A 20173-nucleotide genomic window follows, 5' to 3' on the forward strand; every position below is an offset into this window, starting at 1 on the left:
CCGGTCAGGCCCAGCAGCACCGAGCAGGCGGTTGCCAGCACGCGCGGGGAGGCGTAGGAGGCGGGCGAGGACATGCGTACTCCGTCTTCGTACAAGGGGGGAAGAGAGCCGCACCCTACCGTCCGCCCACGACCGATCTCCACGCAAAATCCCAGCTCACAGCCGCTTTGACCACTTACGGGAGAGAAAATCCCCGGCCCCGCCTCCATGAGGGATCCTTCGCTGACACGTGCGGCGGGGGATCCCTCACGGAGGCAGGGCCGGGGCGTTGGACTGCCGGAGTGCCGCCTACGGGGCGGAGGGGGTGCGGCCGGAGTCGAGCTCCTGCAAACGCAGTTCGAGGTGGTGGAGCTTCTGCTGCTGGCGGCGGTCGGCGAAGTACATCGTCGGTATCCAGGCCAGGACGAACAGGGAGGAGATGATCCCGGCGGCCGGGCCGTGCCGGTGCCACATGGACACGGCGTTCCAGATCATGACCGCGCCCACGATCAGCCACGACCACAGGGCCAGGCGTCGGCGCTTGCGGTTGTGCCGGATGACGGTGCGCAGGACGTTCTGCTGGACCGGGTCCTGGGGGATGCGCTCGTCCTTGATGGCACGGCCCAGCTCGGCCAGTTCCGCCAGGCCGCTCAGCCCCAGCTTCCGGGCACGACGCCGCTGGCCCCAGTGGATGAGCCCGACGGTCATCACAGCCCACAATGCCCCCGCGGCGATCGACAGCCACCACGGCCCCCCGCTCGACACGTGCAGGAACACCGCGTAGAGGGCAGCCGACACCGCCCCCACCGCCCAGAGGACCCAGATGCGCTTGCCGCCCGCCGCGGGGCGGCCCCGTTCCGCTGTATACGCCATACCGGCCGCCTGCCCGCCGGTGGACCGCCAAATCTCCTTTGCGGGCGAAGAGTTGACGCCGCGTCGGGAGGGCGACGCGAAGCCGTGCCCGGGAACGGCCGGTCACGCGAAGTGGCGGGAGGGCTGGAAGTCGTGCGGGCAGGTGGGGAAGAGGTCGGAGAGGATCTCGCAGCGGATCGCCCCGGTCAGGGCCGCGGTCAGGAAGCGGGTGAAGGTGAGGTCGACGTGCTCCCACCAGGGGCCGCGGGCCTCGTTGACCATGACCGTCCAGGCGTCGGGGTCCTGGCCGGGGCGGGCGAGCCAGTACAGGAACTCCCCGTTGTCGGTGGACGCCCACGGGATGAGCCGGGCGTCGGCTTCGCCGAGTTCGGACGGCTTGGCCTCCCCGCCCCCCCAGAGCTGCCCGTTGGCCTCCGCGCGCTCCTCGTCGGCCGTAATGAGGTCGTAGAACGTATTCGCGCAGCCCGGCTCCAGGACCCACAGGTAGCAGTCGACGCGGCCGCCCCCGTAGGCGTCGATGAAGGCCTTGTAGTCGGCGGGCAGATCGACCCGGAGCCGGCCGCGTACCGCCTGCCAGTCCTTGGCCCGGACGCCGCCGGGACGGGGCAGCAGGCCGAAGAGGGCATCGAGCGCGTCTTCCACAAGGCTTCACCTCCACTCGTCAGGGAGGACGAGGCTACCGGCACCGGCCCTGCGGCCAAGCCGAGCGGTTCCCGGTGTGGACTTATCGCTTGTCCGATGTTTCGCATACAGTCCGCTGTCGAGGAGAGGTGCATCGTGCTTCGCAAGTCGACGGTCGTCTGGCACGCCACCGGGCTGGGTGCGGTGGTGGGAGCCGTGCCCTGCCTGTTCATCGGTGCGGGTGTCGCGACGTCTTTCTGGCTCGGGCTCGCGGCCGTCGCGTTCGGTCTGGCCACGGGGGCGCTGCCGGGACTGGTGGCCGGGGTCTTTCTGGCCGCGAGCCCAAAGGGCGCGCCCACCAGGCGCTGGCCCGTGCGGGCGTCCTTGGCGGCGGGGGCCGTGTTCTTCCTTGAGAGCATGGCCGTGACGGCTCTCACCGGCGGCCCTGCGTTCTTGGCCCTGGTGGTCTTCGGCACCCCCGCCATGGGGGTCGCCGCGTGGGCGGCGGCGGCCATGGCGCGCAAGGCCGGCGCGTTCGCGTGGGCCGGCCCTGAGGAGTACGCGCTTTTCTACCGTCTCGACCGGGCCAGGGCCCGCCGCAGGGCCAACGCGTAGGCCGGGTGGGCTCCGTCGGCGCTTATCTGGCGACGGGCAAGGGTGCGCCCAGGTGGCGGCCCGGGTGGGCCGCCACCTGGGACGGGGTGTCGGACGGTCAGTTCAGGTCGAAGTCGTCGGTGTCGTACTCGAAGTCGTCCGGCCTGAAGCCTCCGTAGGAGCCGCCGTTGAAGTAGTCGGCCAGGGCCTGGCCGATGACCTCGCGGACCTCGCTTTCGTCTCCTGCGAGGGCGAGGGCGGCGGCCTGGTCGCCGGTGAGGTCGAGGTGGATGTCGCGGGCGCGGACGGCGTCGGAGCCCTGGATCTCGAAGGTGCGGGCGCGGCCGACCCGGGCGGTGATCCCGGAGTGGGGCCGAGCTGGGCCAGCTGCCTGGCCCTGCGGGCGCGGCCGCGTTCGGTGGTCTGGACGTCGACCGCGTCCAGGCGCAGCTTCTCGCGGTGCGGGCCTGCCGGGTGGCGGGTGCCGTCGACCCAGCGGGAGATGGTGCGGGGGGCGACGCCGTAGGCGGCGGCCATGGCTCTGGTGCTGCCGCCGTACTTGCGCTCCCTCACCTGTCCGGCCTGGGTGGTGGTCTGCACGGGGGCCCGCCGGGAGGGGAACAGCGTCTCGCGGACCCTCCCGAACAGGCCCCTGAATCCGCCGGGCATCACGCCTCACCTTCCTTCTGCTCGTCGGTGCTCTCGGACTCGGTGATGGTGCTGGTCTGGATCGGGGTGCCGTCGGTGGCGTACTGGTGGGTCAGCCGGGAGGGGTGCTCGCGCCGCTCCATCGCCTCCACCGCCTCCTGCAGCGGGACGGACGCCTCGTGCTTGTGGCTGCCGGGCGCGATGCCCAGGCGCAGCGCGCCCGGGACCGGGGAGCCGTCGTCCTTGACCGGCAGGAGTTCGATCGGGGAGGGGGCGTCGGTGGCGTAGAGGTAGGAGTCGACGTTCACCGCGAACGGGGCCCGGCCGGTCAGCAGCCAGGTCTTGCGCATCCGGCGGTGGGCGGCGGTGCGGGCGGCGGCGATGATGTGGAAGCGGATCTCGGGCCGGTAGGACCAGGAGGCGGCGACCTTCTCCAGCCAGGCTTCGTCGTCGAGGTGGCGGGCGGAGTCGGACCACTTCCCGATGCCGCCCTTGTAGATGTTCTTGTACAGGGAGCCCAGCGTCAGGGCGTCCGCGCGCACCGCGTCGGCGCCGGTCTCCTTGTGGACCGCGTACGCGGCGAGGAACTCGGCCGGGCCCTGGCCGTCGCTCAGGCCGAGGTCGGCGTAGACGCGCTTGTAGCCGCCCCGGATGCGGGTGGTCCACTCCTTGAGCAGCGGCGCGGTGTGCGTGGACAGGTACGCCTCGGTGATCGTGGCCGGGTCGAAGCCGTAGGTGGAGGCCATGTAGGCGACGGTGGGGGTGGCGTACCAGCCGGGCCCGGTCGGCGGGCGTCCGTGGAAGGTGGCGGGGTGCGGCAGCAGCTCGTCCACCTGGACGCGGGTGAAGTCGCACAGCCACAGGCCCGCGGTCTTGCCCTTGCCCCAGGCCGGGTTGCTCACGTGTTCCAGCTCGCCGATCGGCAGCGGCAGGGAGTCCGTGACGGACAGGTAGGAGGCGCAGACGTCGACCGCGACCGCGAACCGGCGCCCGGCCTCCTCGTCGGTGAGCTCGCGCGCCCACCACTTGTAGTCCTCCTCCTCGAACACCGCCCGGCCCGCGCTGAGCAGTTCGCGGGTCAGGGGGTGCCGGGCACCGGCCGCGATCGGCGCGCACCGGTCCCCGGCCGGGAGCGCGCCCTCGCGCAGGTGCGAGGACCACTCCCCCGTCGCCTCGTCCTTCACCCACTCCACCCGCAGGCGCACCGCGTCCAGGAGCAGCATCGCGGTGGTCGCGCCCGGGGCGACGCCGAGGTCGGCGGTGAAGGCCCGGTAGCGGCGGGCGAACGTCGCCCCGTCCCGGGTGCCGTCGGGGGCGGTGGCGAGCGGGGCCGCGAGCGCGCTGACGGCCTGCTGCCGGGCATCGCCCTGCCCCAGCCACGGCGCGACGGTCACCTGCAGCGAGGTCTTCGGCCCGCCGGCTGATCCCCCGGCTGGAGGGGATCCGGGACGCCGCGATCCGCGCGCACCGGGCCGCTGGCGGGTCGACCGGCGATCTCGGCAGCGCCCTGGGCGTCTCCCGCAGCAGCGCCCAGTACAAGCGCGACGCCCTGCGCGGTACCGCTCCCGGGACCTGGGAGCGCTGGGCCGTCCAGGGCCTTCGGACCGCGCGCATCGAACCGATGACGAAGGGCACCACGATGACCACCACCGTCCCGGCCTACGCCGACGCGCCCCACGAGGACGTCGAGGCCCGGGCCCTGCACCGCCTGCGAGGCCACCTGCCCGACCAGGGCCGCATGAGCCCCGCCGCCCGCACCGACGCCTGGAGCGAGGCGGACCGGATCCTGGGCCGCGAGGTGCTGGTGCGCGGCGCGGCGCTGGCCGACCGGGATGCGCTGCTGGAGCCCGAACGCGCCGCCGATGCCGAGGACGCCGCTCGGGCCCTGGCCGGGTGGGACCTCCACCACCGCACCGGCCCCGGACCGGACAGCACCGACGGGCAGGGGCTGCGCGGCTACGCGCGCTCGCAGTACGAGGCCCTGGCCCGGGCCCACCGCCAGGGCCCGCCCGAGCGGGCCGAGGCCCTGGCGCTGTGACTGCTGGGCGCCGCCGCCCGCGACGCGGCCGCCCGCCAGTTGGGCCGGCCCGCGCCCGGCTGGACGATGTTCGAGGGCCTGACCGCCGCCGTCGAGACCTGGGAACGGCGCGGCACCCTTCCCATTGACGCCACCACCGCCGCCGCCCACCTCGCCGTCGGCCTCATCGCCCTGCGCCACGGCGACAGCGACGACGGCGACGGCGACGGCGACGAGAAGGTCCGCCGGTGGCTGGTCGAGTTCGGCGACCAGGTCGCCCACGCCCAACTCCACGAACACCCCGCCGGACCGACCGCGATCGCCATCCTCGACACCGTCGCCACCCACACCGCCACCGCGCCCGACCGGCCCCTCGACATCCCCGCCCTGACCGCGATCGGCCTGCACCTGCTCGCCCACCTGCGCCCCGGCCACCGCGTGGAGGACGCCCGCGAGCTCCTGCTCACCCTCGGCATGTGGGCCGGACACGACCTCCCACACACCCTGGCGTTCGAAACCGGACGGATCAACGGCTACCTCGCCGACCGCGCCGACCGCCCGGCCAGCTGAACCCGGTGTCCCGGCCCGGCCGACCGAGCCAGAACAGGAACGGGCGGGGGCGGGACCACCACGTGGTGGTCCCGCCCCCGGCATTCGCCGGGCAGTACGATCCGGCGCCGGTGCGGACGGGTCAGCCTCCCGCGGCCGAAGGGGCGGGCAGGCCGGTCTCAGGCTCCAGGAACGGCGAGTTCTGCTCGGGCAGCAGCAGCGGGCGCGCATCGGCCGGCAGCACCTGGTCGACGGCGGGCTCGGAGAAGGTCAGCCCCAGCGGGCGGCGATCGGGATTCATGCGCACAGTCTGACCTGCCGTCACCGGTTCAAGCACCGTCATTTCACGCCGGCCGCGCCCGGAGTGAACCCGCGCCCTACACGCTCTCGTCAGGCCGGTAGTGCTTCTGGTCGGCGAGACGTTCGTTCCTGCGGGCGGTGCCTACGCAGGTGGCGAACAGCCTCCATCCGTCCGAACAGTCGACCGTCAGGCTGTACCGGAAGCCCGGCGGGCTCTCTCGGGTGCTGTACCGCTCCGCGCGCACGACGGTGTCCTTCTCCGGGTCGGCGGCCAGCGCGCTCAGCAGGGCCTGCTCGATAGCGATGACGCGATGGTGGTGATCGTCGGCTGGAGGTGGTCCTCGGCCGGGCCGGGCGGCTGGTCCCACGGCATCACCAGTCCGTCGCCCGACCGGCGGGGGACTACGTGCAGGTGCAGGTGCTCGACGCTGGCGCTCGTCTCCGGACCGACGTTGGCGATGAGGTTGCACGGCCGGGCGGCCAGTTCGGCCGCCCGCCGCATCACCGCGGCGCTGACCTCCGGGTCGGTGGTGAAGTCCGCGACGTGCCGGATCGGCAGCACCAGCACGTGCCCGGCCGTCGTCACCGGGCGCAGCGGGGCGATGGCGAGCGCGTCCGGCCACCGGCGCACCACCACCGCCGGGGCCTGGCCCTCGGCGATTGCGCAGAACGGGCACCCGCCCGCGCTGGGGCGGGCGTTCACTGCTGGATCACCGGCCGGCGCACGTGCAGGTGGAGTGCCTCGGCGCCGAGCCCGGCCGCGCGCACGCCCTCTCGGACCGCCCGGGCCACCCGGACCGACCTGTGCCGCCCGCCGACACACCCCGCCGCGACCCGGATCAGCCGGTGCTGCGGGTCGCCGACCTCGGCGACCAGGTCGAGCACGGCGGCCACCGTGTGCCGCACCAGGGCGCCGATCCCCGCGGTGGCGTCCACGTGCGCGGCGACCCGGTCGTCGAACCCGGTCAACTCGCGCATCGCCGGGTCGGAGTGCGGGTTCCTGTAGGAGCGCCGCAGGTCGAGCAGGATGTCGGCCTCCGGCACCAGGTCGCCGTGGCCGTGGCCGAACGAGGTGATGACCACCTGCACCAGGCGGTCGTCCGCCTCGAGCACCACGGCATCGTGGGGGCAGGCCGGGGCCGGGTCCGTCTGATGGGTCGTCATGCGTCCATCCCGCCGCCCGGACGGCGCGCCCGGTGGGGGTTGCCAGTCGCCAGTCGGTCACCGGGCGGTGCGGCCGGGATGCCGGGGCCCGGACTCGAATGCCGTGACACGGCGTTCGGACACACGCCCCGGGCGGGGACGGCCAAGGCGCGGCGGGGGACGGCCAAGGCGCGGCGGGCCCGCCGCCGCACCCCGGCCCTCACACTGGCCCGGCGGGACCGGGACCGCGCAGAGTCAGCGGGCGAGAGTGACGGTGAGCTCCTCGTCGGGGCAGTCGGCGGCCAGGCAGTGCAGCGCCTGGGCCTCGACCTGGTCCACCGTCAGGCCCCAGCGGGTCTCCACCACCGTCCAGTCGGTCAGGTAGGTGCAGCGGTAGCCCTCGGCCGGCGGCAGCCACTGGGCGACGTCCTTGTCCGCCTTGGACCGGTTCGACTTCGCGGACACCGCGATCAGCGCCCGCGGCTCGTCCAAGTCGTTGGCGTAGTCCTGCCGCTTCTCCGCCGACCAGGCAGAGGCACCGGAGTCCCAGGCCTCCGCCAGCGGGACCACATGGACCGCATCCAGCGCCTTGGCGTCCTGGGCCACCACGTCGTCGTACGGCGATACCCACACCCCGCCCGACAGCGAGCACTTCGCGCCGACGAACGGCGCGGACGCCGCCTCCGCGATCAGCACCTCCGCCCGGGTGTTGCACCCGTTCTTGTCCGCGTCGATCCAGTGCCGGAACTCGGTGCGCTCGTAGCCCTCCCGGGACTCCTCCGCCACCGGCAGCGCGGCGATCGCCTCCCACAGCGTCGTGGTGACCTGCTCCCCAACCGTACGGTGCTGCCCGGCAGCCGCCGAGATGGCCGAGGCGGGCTCGGTGGCGGAGGCGGCGTGGGCCGGGACGGCGAGCAGCGCGGCCGCCGCGGCGGCGGACAGGACGGCGGCGAGGACGGGACGGACGCGCACGGAACACACTCCCCAAGACCGAGACAGCCCGCAGCACCCGGCCCAGCCACCACAACCGGCGCCCGGTTTCGGGTTACCGCCCGCCGTCACCCGGACGGGGCCCAGTGCGTTCGCGGATGGACGCCGTGGGTCCGCGAAGGCGGATGTGGACGGTCGCGGCCTCGGCTCCGGTGAGGTCGGCGATGACGTCGACGGGCAGGGCCAGGACGATGTGGAGCAGGAGGGCGTCCTGCCGGCCCGGGTCGAGGTGTTCGGTCGGCCGTAGGTGGGCGGGATCGGCCAAGGCTGTGCCCGGCATGATGCAGGGGTACAGCCCTCTTCTGCGTTTCAGATCGCGACGGCACCTCTACAACAGGGTGGGCTGGTCGTAGTCCGGTCCGTGCTGGGACTTCGCGTACCGAGGTCCCCTGCCGGACCCGTGCGGGGCCTGGCAGGGGGCAACGTGTCGTGCGTCTTGGCGCTCGACCAGTCGGAGTCGGTGAAGGGCTCAGACGAAGTGGTCGACCGTGTAGAGGATCAGTCCGATCAGGAAGAGGAGCCCTCCCAGCCAGATCAATCGGATGCTCCACGGCTTCTTGTTGTCAGCAGTCATCGATCATCCCGAGGCCGGCTCCGATGGTGCCGAGTGATGCCCCGCCGATTCCTAAGGCGACGGGGGTTGGGGCCCGGATGATTACCCGGGCTCCAGCAACTACTTTCCCGAATTCTTAATCAGGACCGCGACGACGATAATCACCGCGCCTGCAGCGGCTACGGCCAGAAAAACCCATGGGCTCGCATAGGTAAAACGGCCGGCAACATACTGGCTCGAATCTGGCACTTCAATCATTCAGCAGCTCCCGGCGATGACATCCGCAGCACGAAAAGGAATAGCAATAACCATTAGGAAAGAGCCCCCTCAACCTGCGATCCATCGAATTCACCGGAACCGAGGCACAGGGCACCTACGCCTACGGCTGCGATTCCTCCAGTGGGTGTGCCAGCCGCCAGGGCGGCCGTACCGCGCGTGCTCTCAGGGATCGCACCTGCAAGCGTCCCTGCCGTCGAAGCAGATGCTCCGGACGAGTCATCCTCGCTTGCTGCACCTGCGACATCAATGACGGACTTCCAGTCAAGCGCTGCGCTGACAAGGCCCAGAAGACTGGTGCCGTTGAGGTCGGTGTAGTTGACGGGGTCGCCGCCCGTGTAGGCGTAGGTGTTGGTCTCGCGGCCCGACGGGTCGGGCTGGGTGAAGCGGGCGAGGGCGGGGTCGTGGTAGCGGGCGCCCATCTTGTACAGGCCGGTGGGGTCGAGGTAGGCGCCGGTGTAGCGCCAGTGCTGGGGGACGGTTTCGGTGGTGGTGCGGGCGGTGCCGTGGGGGGTGTAGGCGTCGGCCTGCTGGCCGGCGTTGTCGACCACGGTGGTCACCGAGCCCTGGGCGTCGGTGAGGTGGTGGTAGGTGGCGCCGTTGCGGGTCATACCGGTGAGGGTGCCCGAGGGCCCTCGGATCATGCTGGTTGTGATGGTGCCGGTCTGAAGGGCTGTCACGCCCAGGGCGGTGTTGGCGAAGGGGTCGTGGGCCCGGTCGCTGAGCGGGCCGGCCTCGGGTGAGTCGACGGACCATGACACCGATCATCGCCCAGCGGATCATCGTCTCCGAGTGGGCCGGGCTGGTCTCGTGGTCGCGGGCGAGGCGCCGGTGGGCGGTGAGCCATGACAAGGTGCGCTCCACCGCCCACCGCTTGGGCTGGACATGGAAGCCGCGCCGGCCGGGGTCCTTGCGGACGATCTCCAGGTCACGGCCGAGGATCCGGGCGGTCCACTCGACCAGACGGCCGGCGAAGCCCTGGTCGGCCCACACCTCCTTGACGCCGGGGTGGTCCGAACCTGGTCCACAGCAGGGGCCGCTTCGCGCCGTCGCGGTCCTGGATGCTCGCCGCAACCACGTGGACGGCCAGGAGCAGGCCGAGGGTGTCGGTGACGATGAACCGCTTGCGGCCCTTCACCTTCTTGTCCGCGTCGAAGCCCCTGGTAGCGGCGGGGACGGTGTCGGCGGTGCGGACGGACTGCGAGTCGATCAAACCGGCGCTCGGCTCCACGTCGCGTCCGTCAGCCTCGCGAACCTTCCCGCGCAGAACGTCATGGATGCGCTCGACGGTGCCGTCGTCGTGCCACCAGGTGAAGTACCAGTACACCGTCGGCCACGGTGGGAAGTCCTTCGGCAGCTGCCGCCAGGCACACCCGGTCCGCACCACACAGAAGATCGCATCCACGATCCGCCGCCGCGGATGCTTCTCCCGCCGACCGCCCTTCGGACCCACCCGGGCCGGCGGCAGCAACGGCTCCACCAACGCCCACTGCCCGTCCGCCAGGTCCGACGGATACCTACCCCCAGAGCCCACTCACACAGAGCTCAACGCCCCCGCCAGCCCCACAACACGGCAGATCTCAAACGCGGTCTCAGAACGACGTCGGCAACCACGATCCCGTCCCCACCCGCCTTCGTATCCGAGGTCATGACAGCACGCCCTTGTGGAGTCAGGACGACCCCGCCCGCTGTGATGTCTCCCCACCCCACGCGCACCAGGTAGTCGAAGACTGGCTGCGCAGGTGAGATAACGTGTCCCTGCCGTATAAACATGCCGGCGAAAGGGTTGAAAGGGTCGCTTCGGCGTACATCGGCCGGCGGAGTGGCTGTGGCGAAGGCATCGATCTGCCTGGCCGTGAGGGAGACGCCCCGAACCTGCATCGTGTCGATGTACCGAAGGGTTCGCAGCACGTGCGGGGCGACATGTTCCATTTGCCCAAGGGCTGTCCCGCAATTGATCTTCGGGGCGGGCGGGAGCCGGATCGCCGACTGCCCGTACCTTGCCCTACGCGGCCTGGAGAAGGTTGTGCAGGCGGGCGATGCCGAGCATCGCGTGGTGGACGCCGTCTCCCTTGAGCCGGCAGTCGCGCAGGATCTTCCAAGTCTTCATCCGGGCGAAGACGTGCTCGACGCGGACGCGGACCTGCTTGAGCTCACGGTTGTGCTCGGCCTGCCGTTCGGTGAGCTCGCCACCACACGGCCGGCGGTGCGGGATGACCAGGCCGGTTCCCGGACAGCCGCCGTCGGCGATCGTGGTCGCTCTGCCGACGGCGGCCTTGGCTCCGGACTCCTCCCAGGCCTTGCAGTCGTTCGGGTTGCCGGGAAGCGGCTTGCCGACCGTCACGACGAGGCGGGTGTGGGCGTCGACGACCTGGTGGTTGGTGGAGTACCGGTAGTTCTCGGACTGCTCGGCGATGCTGTGGTCGCGGGTGGGGACCAGAGTGCCGTCGACGATCAGCACGGTGCCCTTGCGGAACCGTTACCGGGGCTTGAGCGCAAGCAGCGGCCCGACGTGGTCGATGATCCGGTCAGCCGCCGACTTGGACACCCCGAACAGCGGCGCGAGCCGCCGCAGCGTCAGGTTCGTCCGCCAGTAGGCCGCGACCAGCAGAACCCGGTCCGCCAAGGGCAGACTCCAAGGCCGGCCGGGCCGCACCGCGCCAGCGCCCTCGCGGCGCAGCGCGGTCACCAGCTTGCGGAAGTCTCGCGGGCTCAGCCCGGTGAACGGGGCTATCCATGATGGCTCCGACGCCGTGATCAGGCTGGGCACGTCAGGAGCATCTCATGCCGATTGCCCGTCGGAGAACTACCTCAGACGCCTTGCGCCACGAGTAGCATCCTCAGCCTCCGCACCTCGGCGATCAGGCGCGGCATGTCCTCCCGGGCGGCGACGATGAAGTCGAGATCGGCATCCAACTGCCGGTCCGGACCGAGCACCTCCTGCCCGCCGATGAACCTCCTGAGATACATCTCGTCGTCCTGCTCGGCGACGTCCGGGTCAACCTGGATGCAACTCGCGCCGCCGGTTCCCCAGCGGGTCTCCAGCAGCGGCACCCAGGGGCCCGACGTAGCGCCCGCGATGCGCCTCTCCATCGCGTCGAGCTCTGTGTCAGTCAGCGCCTCGTTCATAGACATGGCGAGATCATCCGCCGGATGCCGCCCGGGGTCCACACACCCTCAGTTCGAAGCTCTGGTTGCGGGACAGCCCTCAGGCTGCCACTTCGAGCCATGGCAGGACCACCGATTTCCACAGCAGACATAACGATCTCTGCCGCCCGCTACGCAGTCCTGACCCCAACGGAGAGCGGCCGTGGGAAAAGCCGGGCATTCTGTCCGGGCCCGCCGCACCGGCTCAGGGCGGTACGCGGTTCGTGCAAGGCGGCCAACTGAGGCGCGGCTGCGGCCTGGTGGTCGGGCCGAGTGCGCATCCCCGCTCTGGCGGACCGGGTCACCCCTGCGCCATCATTTCGAACAAAGAGGGGGAGTCCGGATTCCGGGGGGAACGGAGCAATAGTCAAGAGTTGTGGGTGAGGCCATTCTGCTCGACAGCGGTGAGCTCGGCTGCTGCGAGCCGAGCCTCCTCGCGAACCTCTGGGTCGGGGTGATGGAGGAAGGGCTCGATTAGCGGCCGGGCCTGCGGGTCGTGGGTGGCCCCGAGGATGTAGAGCGTGTGGACGAGGAGTTGACGTTTCATCGTCGGCATGGCTGCGGTCAGCGGTTCGACGAGGGCCAGAGGCAGGCGGTAGTGGTCGAACGCCTCGCTGGTCGAGTTCAGGGCGGACTCGCGTACCTTGGTCACCGGTTCGTTGACGGCCACGCTGACCAGACGTCCGACGACCAGGCGAGCGGAGTCCGAGTCGAGTGCGGCGCCGCGCAGGACGTCCCCGAGGACGTCGGCGGCGACGTCCCGACGATCCGGATCGCGGTCGGTCGGAGCTTCGAGTGCTTCGAACATGTCGTTCATGCTGCCACCTCGGGCCGCTCGACCAGGACGTCGTTTTCGAAGCGGGCGCCGGCGCGGACCAGCGGCACCAGGTGGGCGCCGGTGATCGCGCGCCATCGCGCCTGGGCGGACTCGACGAGCTTGAACACCATCGCCAGGGCAGCGGCCGGGCTGCCGGCGCCTCGTGTGACCTTGGTGCGGAGTTTGACCGTGGAGAAGGTCGACTCGATGGGGTTCGTGGTCCACAGGTGGATCCAGTGCTCGGCAGGGAAGTCGTAGAAGGCGAGTAGCTCGTCCCGATCGTCGGTGATCTTCGCGACCGCCTTGGGGAACTTGGCGCCGTAGGCGCGTGCGAACGCCTCGATCCCCCGCTCGCCATGGCCGCGGTCCTCGGCGTTGTAGATCTGCTGCATGGCCTTCGTCGCGCCCGGCTGTGCGGACTTGGGCAGGCAGTTCGTGACGTTGCGGCTTTTGTGGGCCCAGCACCGTTGGTGCCGTGCGGCCGGGAACACCTCGGCGAGCGCACGCCAAAGGCCCATGGCGCCGTCCCCGACCACCAGCTCGGGGTCACGCATCCCGCGGCGGCGGCAGTCTCGAAGCAGGTCGGCCCACGACTCGGTCGATTCTCGCAGGCCCTCGGCGAGAGCGATGAGCTCCTTGGTGCCGTCCAGGCGGACGCCGAGCAGGACCAGGACGCACGAGTGGGCCTGGCCGAGGCGGACCTTGGGGTGCACTCCGTCGGCCCACACGTAGACGTAGTCCCGGTCGGACAGGTCCCGGGTCTGGAAGGCAGCGTGGTCGTAGCTCCACTGCTTGGTCAGCCGGGTCACGGTGGCCGGCGACAGGCCGGCGGTGCCACCGAGGAGCTGCTCCGGAGCGGGCACGAAGTCCCCGGACGACAGGCCGTGCAGGTAGAGCAGGGGCAGCACCTCGGAGATCTTCGGCGACTTGCGGCACCACGGCGCCAGGATCTTCGAGGAGAACCGCTGCGCTCTCCAGTCGTCTCGTCCACGCGCCGGTCGTTGATCCGCGGGGCCCTGACCTCGACCGGCCCGGCCGCGGTGACCACCGACCACGGCCGGTGGTGACCGTTGCGGACCACCAAGCGCCGCCCGCACTCGTCCTTCTCCGCCGCCAACTCGGCTATGTACTGGTTGACTTCTGCTTCCAGCGCGGCAGCGAGCATGCGCCGGGCGCCCTCGCGGACGATCTCGTCGATCAGGGAACCAGACTCCGTCGAACCATCGGCGTTCACTACGCTGAGCACGGGCGCGCCTTCCCGACCCGCGCTGCAACGCGGGCCTACTCGGTGACCATCACAGGATCATTCGGGAAGGTACGCCCTCCGCGTCCCGCCCGGGGTTGATCCACAGGTCTTGAGCTTGACTCGGGGGAACGGTGGGAGTGTTCGTCCGCTCGAAGAGCACAGAGGACCTGGCGTCGCTGCTGGACTGGCTGACCGAGCAGCCGGAGTTCCGCGGGCGGTGCGAGGTGGTCCGCGGCCGTCCCGGCCCGGGTGAGATGGGGGCGGGCGCGGAGGCCCTGCACATCTTGCTCGACGGCACCGGACCGGCGCTGGTGACCGGGCTCTGGGGCTGGCTGGCGGGGCGTCGGCGCAGCCGCACGACCATTGAGGTCACCACGGCCGACCACCGGCGGGTGACGGTCAGCTCCGATGACCCCGACGAGGCGAGACGCCAGCTCCGTGCGCTGCTCGAGAAGACCGGGCCGCGATGACCGCGGGAGGTCGGCCGCGCAGCGCGGCCGTCATCATCGGGACCGCCTCCTACCAGCAGGCCGCCCTCGCCGACCTGCCCTCGGTGCGGGCGAACGTGCGGGCCCTGCACGCGATGCTGACCGGTGACCACGGCGCCGCGCTGCGCGCCGAAGAAGTCGTCGTGGTCGAGGACCCGGCCGACTCGCTCTCGATGCTGAGGTCCATCGAGGAGGGCGCCGGCACCGCCGAGGACCTGCTCCTGGTGTACTACGCCGGGCATGGACTGCGGCCGACGGACGGGGAACTGGACGACCTCTACCTCACAGTGCCCAGCTCGCAGGAGGACTGCCCCGAGGTCACGGCGCTGCCATTTGAGCTCCTACGGCGGGCGTTGTACAACAGCCGCGCGCGCAAGCGCGTCCTGATCCTGGACTGCTGCTTCAGCGGACCGGCCGTGCGGACCCGGATGGGCGCGCCGTCACCGGACCTGGACATCGAGGGTACGTACGTGATGGCCTCGGCCCACCCGAACCAGGCCGCCCTGGCACCGCTGGGGGCCACCTACACCGCCTTCACCGGAACGCTGCTGTCCGTCCTCGGGGAAGGGATCCCGGGCGCCGGCGACCCGCTGACCCTGGGCGAGGTGTTCCCCGAGATCAGGAGACGGCTGGCCGCGGCCAGACGGCCGCCACCGCGCCAGCTCAATACCGAGACGGGCAACGCCATCGCCCTGACCGTCAACCGCGCGGTCCCGCCGTCCTCGGCATCACCCTCCCCGACGCCAGCACCGCGGGACGGCGACAAAGAGACCGGAGCCGGCGAGGACAAATTCGTCCAGCGCGGGTCCGTACTGGCCCTGTGGCGGACCTGGACGCTGCTCTGCACCGGCTTCGCCTTCGGCGTCCCCGCCTACGTGCAGGCCGCCCGGGTCGCGCACCCGCCCCCGCTGCTCACGTTCCAAGTCACCTGCGCATACGGCCTCCTGGCATTGATGGCCGTGCTGCGCCACAAGATCGAGGTGTACGTCGGCCCCGACGGCTTGCGGATCGGCAGCGCGACACGCACTGTCGCCGCGCACGCGTGGACATCGGTGGCTCACGTCCAGATCCGCACCCGCCGGCCCGACGGCCGCAGGCGCGATCTGTGGCTGACCCTCGAACCCGGCGCGCACGGCCCGGGACGCAATCCGCTCCGCCGCTACAACCGGCGGGCCGGAGACGGCCACCAGGTACGGCTCACCCCGCTGTTCGGATTCAGCGGGCCGGTGATCGCCCAGCTCGACGCCGCACTGCGCACGGCAGCGGGCAACCGCTGGCTCCCGCCCGCGGGCCGACCGGTGACCGACAAGCGGCCCGCCTACTACGCCCGCCCCGCCGCACCCCTCGCCGCCCTCGGGACCGCGGGACTGCTCGTGCTGCCCCTCGGGCTCATCGGCTGCCTGGTGACGGCCGGGATGTGGGGCGCCCTGCCCCCGGCCCTGCTGCTGTCCCTCGGCAGTACCCTCCCGGTGACCAGCCCCGCCAAGAAGGCCGTTCCCGCCGACCTGCGCATCGACGCGACTGGCCTGCGCGTGCGCGACGGCCGCAGGGCCGACGCACGGTTCTGGCCCTGGAGCTGTGTCCGATCCGTCGGGTGCGAGCGATCCCACGACTGGGAGAACCGCCCCGGCCACCTGGTGATCCGCACCACGGAGTCGTCCGACAGCCCGCCCGTGCTCCGGCTGCCACTGCGCCGTCTCCGGGGCCCGGCCGACCGGATCGACGAAGCCCTCGAGCGCTTCGCCGGGCACCGCTGGAGCCCGGACCTCCACTGCGACGACGGCGTGCTGCGGGACGACGCCGAGGCGCTGGTGCTGCAAGGGAGGTACAACGGCGCCCGGACCGTCGCCGTTCTGGTCGGCATCGACCTGCTCGTCCTCAACGTCGGCCGGTGGCTCGGCGGCCTCGGCGTCCTCGCGCACGGGGCAGCCGCCGTTTTCCTCGCGCTGTGCGTGCTGCAGGCCGAGGTGACGATCGGCTTCCTCCTCCTGCAGGGGCCGTGCCTGGACCGGTTCACCCTGCGGATGGACACCGACGGCATCACGGTCACCGGCCGCGGCCGGCGTAGGCCCGCCATCGGCTGGGCCCTCGTGCGCAGCGTCCAGGTGGACAAGGGCCGCGTCGTCCTGTGGCCCTCGAGGGAAGGCGCGCTCAGCCGCGCGTTCCAGCGGATGGCGGGCCTCGGCGGCGGCTTCATCCTGTGCCGTTTCACCGGGTACGGAGAGTATGTCGACGTCCACCCCCGGCGGTTGGAGCGGGCGGTGGCTCGCTTCGCCGGCCACCGCATCACCTTGGTGGGCTCGTCCGGCCGGATGCCGTGGGCTGGCCAGGACGAGTGACCCGGGCCGGGAACGGCGGCCAAGGCGGCCCGAGGCCGGTATGGCGGGCCGCCTCCGGCCGCGGAAAGCAGCCCCGGCCACCACCGCCCCGGACGGCGCCCGATGCGGCCCGGGGCCGGGGCGCCGGACACCCGCACGGCCCCGGCAGCGGCCGGGGCACGCACCGCCGAAGCAACCGACCACCCAAGGCCGGCGGGATGACGGTGAGGGTCGACCTGGTGGGTCGCCCCCGTGGTGAGCTATCGGTCCCCTGCGCAGTGGTGGTCGGCCTCAACGTACTCGCCGTCGGTGAAGTCACTCCCCATCAACCAGTCGCAGGCCGGGCAGGCCGGACCGGGCCGTGCGTGCCGACGCCGCCCCTGCTGCGTCGGCCCCGGCCGCGTGCTCGAAGCGCGGCCGGTCACCGCAGGGACGGCGTCGGCGCGGAACCCGGACCTGGAGGATCGGGCGCGCCCACAGGACTGGGCGAGGGTTCCGCACCGCCCGTATGACCCGTGCGCGGCAGTGCATGCACTCCGGCCGGGCACCACTTCCCCGCAGCCGACCGGAACGCGGCGCTGGAACGCGTCGATGACCTCACAGCGCTCAGGACAGCGACCCTAACCGTCAGCGGTGGCGGGCCCGCCGGCGGGCCCGGGCGGGGTCGGGCGGGTCCGGGCGGGGTCGGGCGGGTCCGGGCGGGTCCGGGCGGGTCCGGGCGGGGTCGTGCCGGTGGTGCTGTCGCGACGGGCCACGGGCGGGGGGCCGAGAGGGGTTGGCACAGGCCACAGGGCGCGACAGCGGCCCCTGTCGCGTCCTCTCCAGAGGGGGCGCGACAAGGGGCCCGCGACAGCCCGGACGGGGCAGTCAGGGATGAGCTGTCGGCCTGCCCAACGACCCGGGCCCCACCCGGTCACCGCCCGGTCACCGGCCCGGCCGCCCCGGTCGAGGAGGAGGAAGAACAGCACAGCGCAGCGTCCCCCGAACCCCGAGTGCCGCCGCCCACCACCCTCCCCTTCCTCCTTCGTCGGCCGGGTCGGGGGCTCCCAGGGGTAAGTCGACACCGGCCGGGCCGAACTTGCCGGGCCCGACCTGCGAAAACAGGCCGGGCGCGGCGGGACGGGGGTGCTTGGAAACGAAACCAAGTACGAAACCAGGTACGAAACCGCTCCCGGGGCCGGCCGACGGGTGCAACGAGCCTGCGGGCGCGGCGGTGCTCGGCGGCCTGGCCGCGGTCGTGCTCCGGCCCGGCCGGGCCGCCGGGGCAGGCCCGCGCAGCGCCCGTCCGTCCCGTCCGGCACCACCCACCCACCACCACAGCAGGAAGAGGGGCCAGGGACAGGGATGTCGGAATTTCCGGGACCCTTGGACGGGCCCGCGAGCTGCACGTACGCCGGTCCCGCGCCGGACCCGGGGGACCGGCGTCAGGACCTACGTCAGGACCCAGGCCAGGACTCAGGTCAGGACCCAGGTCAGGACCTGGGTCGGGACCTGTGCCGCTGCCCCGACCGAACCGGTCCCGGCGCCCGATGAGCCGGCCGGCCCGGCCGGCCCGGGGCAGCGTCGCCCGCCCAGGGGCCCGCGCAGCGGCAGGGGGCGGCCCTCGTGGCCGCCGTGCCCATCCGCCCGGTCGGGCGGCAGGCGAGCAGCTCTCCCGGCGCGGCGCGCGGCACCAGGCCGACCGACCCCCGCGCTCCGCCTGGTGCCCGCCGCCCACTCCGCCGCCGAACTCCGCCCCCCGGGGACTTCCGCCCGGCCCGCAGAAGCCCAGGGAGAAGTAGTCGGCACGGCCCGGCGATGGACAAACAGCCCCTGAGCTGCACGGACACCCTGCCAGGCGGCAGGGCTGAGACAACCTCAGACGCAACCCCAGAGGCAACCTCGGAGGCAACCAGCCCGGCCGGGCCCGCGACCCCGCGCCCGGCGGCCCAGCCGGCGCCGTCGGCCAGCCGCAGGCGCCCAGGAACAACCCGCGCAGCGCCGCCGATCCCGTCCGACGCCACCGCCACCCACCACAGCAGGAAGAGGGGCCAGGGACAGGGATGTCAGACCGTGGGGCGGCCTTCACCAACCCGTTGACCTGGGCGGGGACCCGGGTCGGCGACCGGGGAGGGGAAGCGCCATCGGAAGCGCCATCGGAAGCGGCGCAGCTGACCCGTCTCAAGTTAGTTTGACGCGTCTCATCGAAGTTTGACCGCGGAGGATGCCTGCGAACGAATCCGGCACGATTCCCGTCATCGCCTTGAGGCGGTCAACGTCCCACCGAGGTGAGAAGGTCATCTTGATCTCCGAATACCAACAGCGCCTGCGAGAGCGGTTCCTGTCCGCCCCCGTCGTTGCACCGCCCGCTCCCTGGCGCCCGGTCTTCAACCGGCGCATCCCCATCGGCGGGCTGCTCGGAGTCGGCTTCGCCCCCGCCCCCGACGACGGCCGCGACCTGCTCATGGTGGCATCCCTCCATGGCCACGGACTCTTCGACACCACAACCGGCGAGAAGATCGCACGGGACCGTGACCCCGACCCCGACGACAGCACCCCAGATGCGCAGCCGGATCTCTCCTGCCCCGGGCTCGGCCCCCTCTCCGCGACCCGGGTACGCATCGCGGGACTCTTCGGAGGCGGCCTGCACACCACCACCCACGACGGCTGGACCCTGGAGGTGGTCAGCCCCGACTGGCCGCACGACCGCGTCCTGCTGTCCGCGGACGGAGGCATGCCCCACAACGGACCACACGGGCAGGACTGGTGGCACATCTTCGACTCCAACTACTCCGAACTGCGGACTGCTGGCTTCTCACCGTCCGGACGCACCCTCGCCATCGCCACCAGCAGCGACCTCACCCTCTGGACACGCCCCGGCTCAGCCACATCGGTCAAACTTCGATGAGACAAACCCTCGCCGGTCAAACTTCGATGAGACGCGTCAAACTAACTTGAGACGGGTCAGAGGAGATACCGCGCAACGTCGCCCGTAACGTCCGCACCGGCACCCCACGCCCCCGACGCTTCGAACCCCTCACCGCCGACGAAGCCCGGCAGTTCCTCACCGCCGCCCAGAACCACCGGCTGCACGCGCTGCTCGAACTCGCCCTCCACACCGGACTCCGCAAGGGCGAACTCCTCGGCCTGCGCTGGACAGACCTCGACCTCGACGCGGGCACCGCCGCCATCCGCCGCACCCTCCAGCGAACCGCCGCAGGCGGGCTCACCACGCTGCCCACCAAGACGCGGGCCTCCGAGCGCCGCATCGCCCTTCCCACCCGCTGCGTCCAGTCGTTGAAGCTCCACCAAGAGCAGCAGAAGCGCGAACGTGAGGCCGCGGGCACCACATGGCAGGACGACGGGCACGTGTTCACGACCGCGCAGGGCCGACCGATCGACCCGACCAACCTCACCCGCGCCTTCATCACGCTCCTCCGCAAGGCCGGCCTCCGCCGCATCCGCTTCCACGACCTCCGCCACTCGACGGCCACCCTCCTCCTGGAACAGGGCGTCGAACTCGTCGTCATCAAGGAGCTCTGAACCGCCCCGAGTTCGGTAGAGATCTCATGTTGTGGTTGTGACCTGGGGTTTTTCGGCTGTGAGGTAGTAGGCGGTCTCGTATTCGGCGGGTG

The 20173-nt window shown here is 71.8% G+C and carries 18 protein-coding genes and 4 pseudogenes; 8 read left to right on the top strand and 14 right to left on the bottom strand.

Annotated features, from left to right (window positions below):
• Positions 1-288: 288 nt before the first annotated feature.
• Positions 289-852, bottom strand: coding sequence for a hypothetical protein (locus tag ACIP60_RS37870; RefSeq protein ID WP_400694099.1), 564 nt, complete (start codon positions 850-852; stop codon positions 289-291).
• 102 nt (positions 853-954) lie between these two features.
• Entirely contained in the window at positions 955-1494 is a 540-nt protein-coding gene (locus tag ACIP60_RS37875) for an SMI1/KNR4 family protein (RefSeq protein ID WP_400694102.1), read from the bottom strand.
• A 135-nt stretch (positions 1495-1629) separates the two neighbouring features.
• Between ACIP60_RS37875 and ACIP60_RS37880 the strand changes: the two genes are divergently transcribed.
• Together ACIP60_RS37880 and ACIP60_RS37885 are read left to right on the top strand one after the other, a co-directional pair.
• A complete protein-coding gene (locus tag ACIP60_RS37880) occupies positions 1630-2088 on the top strand; it encodes a hypothetical protein (protein WP_400694104.1) in 459 nt (152 codons plus the stop codon).
• Between the two features lie 64 nt (positions 2089-2152).
• Positions 2153-2593, top strand: coding sequence for a hypothetical protein (locus ACIP60_RS37885; RefSeq protein WP_400694107.1), 441 nt, complete (start codon positions 2153-2155; stop codon positions 2591-2593).
• A 142-nt stretch (positions 2594-2735) separates the two neighbouring features.
• Here ACIP60_RS37885 and ACIP60_RS37890 read toward each other — a convergent pair whose 3' ends face one another.
• The gene (locus tag ACIP60_RS37890) at positions 2736-4109 is read right to left on the bottom strand and encodes a hypothetical protein (RefSeq protein WP_400694109.1); all 1374 of its coding nucleotides are present in this window, start codon (positions 4107-4109) and stop codon (positions 2736-2738) included.
• Between the two features lie 227 nt (positions 4110-4336).
• On the opposite strand from ACIP60_RS37890, the gene ACIP60_RS37895 reads away from it, so the two are divergent.
• Positions 4337-4753 (top strand): hypothetical protein, encoded by a 417-nt coding sequence (locus ACIP60_RS37895; RefSeq protein ID WP_400694112.1) that lies wholly within the window; start codon positions 4337-4339, stop codon positions 4751-4753.
• Positions 4754-4819: 66 nt separating this feature from the next.
• Complete coding sequence (locus ACIP60_RS37900; RefSeq protein WP_400694115.1) at positions 4820-5302, top strand: hypothetical protein; 483 nt, start codon at positions 4820-4822, stop codon at positions 5300-5302.
• Between the two features lie 121 nt (positions 5303-5423).
• On the opposite strand, the gene ACIP60_RS37905 is transcribed toward ACIP60_RS37900, so the two are convergent.
• From ACIP60_RS37905 to ACIP60_RS37955, 11 genes and pseudogenes are all read right to left on the bottom strand, one after another.
• Positions 5424-5582, bottom strand: coding sequence for a hypothetical protein (locus ACIP60_RS37905; RefSeq protein ID WP_400694118.1), 159 nt, complete (start codon positions 5580-5582; stop codon positions 5424-5426).
• Between the two features lie 279 nt (positions 5583-5861).
• Positions 5862-6284, bottom strand: a complete 423-nt coding sequence (locus ACIP60_RS37910) for an HIT family protein (RefSeq protein WP_400694121.1) — start codon at positions 6282-6284, stop codon at positions 5862-5864.
• Positions 6281-6745, bottom strand: a complete 465-nt coding sequence (locus ACIP60_RS37915; protein ID WP_400694123.1) for an ATPase — start codon at positions 6743-6745, stop codon at positions 6281-6283. The genes ACIP60_RS37910 and ACIP60_RS37915 overlap by 4 nt, the downstream gene beginning before the upstream one ends.
• 234 nt (positions 6746-6979) lie before the next feature.
• Positions 6980-7696: an HNH endonuclease family protein gene (locus ACIP60_RS37920; protein ID WP_400694126.1), complete on the bottom strand. Its 717-nt coding sequence runs from the start codon at positions 7694-7696 to the stop codon at positions 6980-6982.
• Between the two features lie 73 nt (positions 7697-7769).
• Complete coding sequence (locus tag ACIP60_RS37925; protein ID WP_400694129.1) at positions 7770-7994, bottom strand: hypothetical protein; 225 nt, start codon at positions 7992-7994, stop codon at positions 7770-7772.
• A gap of 584 nt (positions 7995-8578) precedes the next feature.
• Positions 8579-9154, bottom strand: coding sequence for an RHS repeat-associated core domain-containing protein (locus ACIP60_RS37930; protein WP_400694132.1), 576 nt, complete (start codon positions 9152-9154; stop codon positions 8579-8581).
• Positions 9155-9219: 65 nt separating this feature from the next.
• Positions 9220-10059, bottom strand: a pseudogene (locus ACIP60_RS37935) (IS5 family transposase); the annotation flags it as partial.
• A gap of 489 nt (positions 10060-10548) precedes the next feature.
• A pseudogene (locus tag ACIP60_RS37940) lies at positions 10549-11313 on the bottom strand (transposase).
• 41 nt (positions 11314-11354) lie between these two features.
• Positions 11355-11678: a hypothetical protein gene (locus ACIP60_RS37945; protein ID WP_400694134.1), complete on the bottom strand. Its 324-nt coding sequence runs from the start codon at positions 11676-11678 to the stop codon at positions 11355-11357.
• Between the two features lie 379 nt (positions 11679-12057).
• The gene (locus ACIP60_RS37950) at positions 12058-12507 is read right to left on the bottom strand and encodes a hypothetical protein (RefSeq protein ID WP_400694137.1); all 450 of its coding nucleotides are present in this window, start codon (positions 12505-12507) and stop codon (positions 12058-12060) included.
• A pseudogene (locus ACIP60_RS37955) lies at positions 12504-13753 on the bottom strand (IS256 family transposase). The gene ACIP60_RS37950 and the pseudogene ACIP60_RS37955 overlap by 4 nt, the downstream one beginning before the upstream one ends.
• 137 nt (positions 13754-13890) lie before the next feature.
• Here ACIP60_RS37955 and ACIP60_RS37960 point away from each other — a divergent pair.
• The 4 genes and pseudogenes from ACIP60_RS37960 to ACIP60_RS37975 all read left to right on the top strand — a co-directional run.
• Positions 13891-14223 (top strand): hypothetical protein, encoded by a 333-nt coding sequence (locus tag ACIP60_RS37960; RefSeq protein WP_400694140.1) that lies wholly within the window; start codon positions 13891-13893, stop codon positions 14221-14223.
• Positions 14220-16580: a caspase domain-containing protein gene (locus ACIP60_RS37965; protein ID WP_400694143.1), complete on the top strand. Its 2361-nt coding sequence runs from the start codon at positions 14220-14222 to the stop codon at positions 16578-16580. Before ACIP60_RS37960 ends, ACIP60_RS37965 begins: the two co-directional genes overlap by 4 nt.
• A 2260-nt stretch (positions 16581-18840) precedes the next feature.
• Positions 18841-19446, top strand: coding sequence for a hypothetical protein (locus ACIP60_RS37970; RefSeq protein WP_400694145.1), 606 nt, complete (start codon positions 18841-18843; stop codon positions 19444-19446).
• A gap of 59 nt (positions 19447-19505) precedes the next feature.
• Positions 19506-20078: pseudogene (locus tag ACIP60_RS37975) on the top strand (site-specific integrase); the annotation flags it as partial.
• Positions 20079-20173: the final 95 nt, after the last annotated feature.

The organism is Kitasatospora sp. NPDC088783 (genome assembly GCF_044750705.1).
GTDB classification, from domain to species: Bacteria; Actinomycetota; Actinomycetes; order Streptomycetales; family Streptomycetaceae; genus Kitasatospora; species Kitasatospora fiedleri.

Bases quoted from the DNA above. Each gene is read 5' to 3' on its own strand.
- ACIP60_RS37870 (WP_400694099.1), bottom strand. From the start codon at position 852: ATGGCGTATACAGCGGAACGGGGCCGCCCCGCGGCGGGCGGCAAGCGC.
- ACIP60_RS37895 (WP_400694112.1), top strand. From the start codon at position 4,337: ATGACGAAGGGCACCACGATGACCACCACCGTCCCGGCCTACGCCGAC.
- ACIP60_RS37900 (WP_400694115.1), top strand. From the start codon at position 4,820: ATGTTCGAGGGCCTGACCGCCGCCGTCGAGACCTGGGAACGGCGCGGC.
- ACIP60_RS37905 (WP_400694118.1), bottom strand. From the start codon at position 5,582: ATGAATCCCGATCGCCGCCCGCTGGGGCTGACCTTCTCCGAGCCCGCC.
- ACIP60_RS37915 (WP_400694123.1), bottom strand. From the start codon at position 6,745: ATGACGACCCATCAGACGGACCCGGCCCCGGCCTGCCCCCACGATGCC.
- ACIP60_RS37925 (WP_400694129.1), bottom strand. From the start codon at position 7,994: ATGCCGGGCACAGCCTTGGCCGATCCCGCCCACCTACGGCCGACCGAA.
- ACIP60_RS37930 (WP_400694132.1), bottom strand. From the start codon at position 9,154: ATGACCCGCAACGGCGCCACCTACCACCACCTCACCGACGCCCAGGGC.
- ACIP60_RS37945 (WP_400694134.1), bottom strand. From the start codon at position 11,678: ATGTCTATGAACGAGGCGCTGACTGACACAGAGCTCGACGCGATGGAG.
- ACIP60_RS37950 (WP_400694137.1), bottom strand. From the start codon at position 12,507: ATGAACGACATGTTCGAAGCACTCGAAGCTCCGACCGACCGCGATCCG.
- ACIP60_RS37965 (WP_400694143.1), top strand. From the start codon at position 14,220: ATGACCGCGGGAGGTCGGCCGCGCAGCGCGGCCGTCATCATCGGGACC.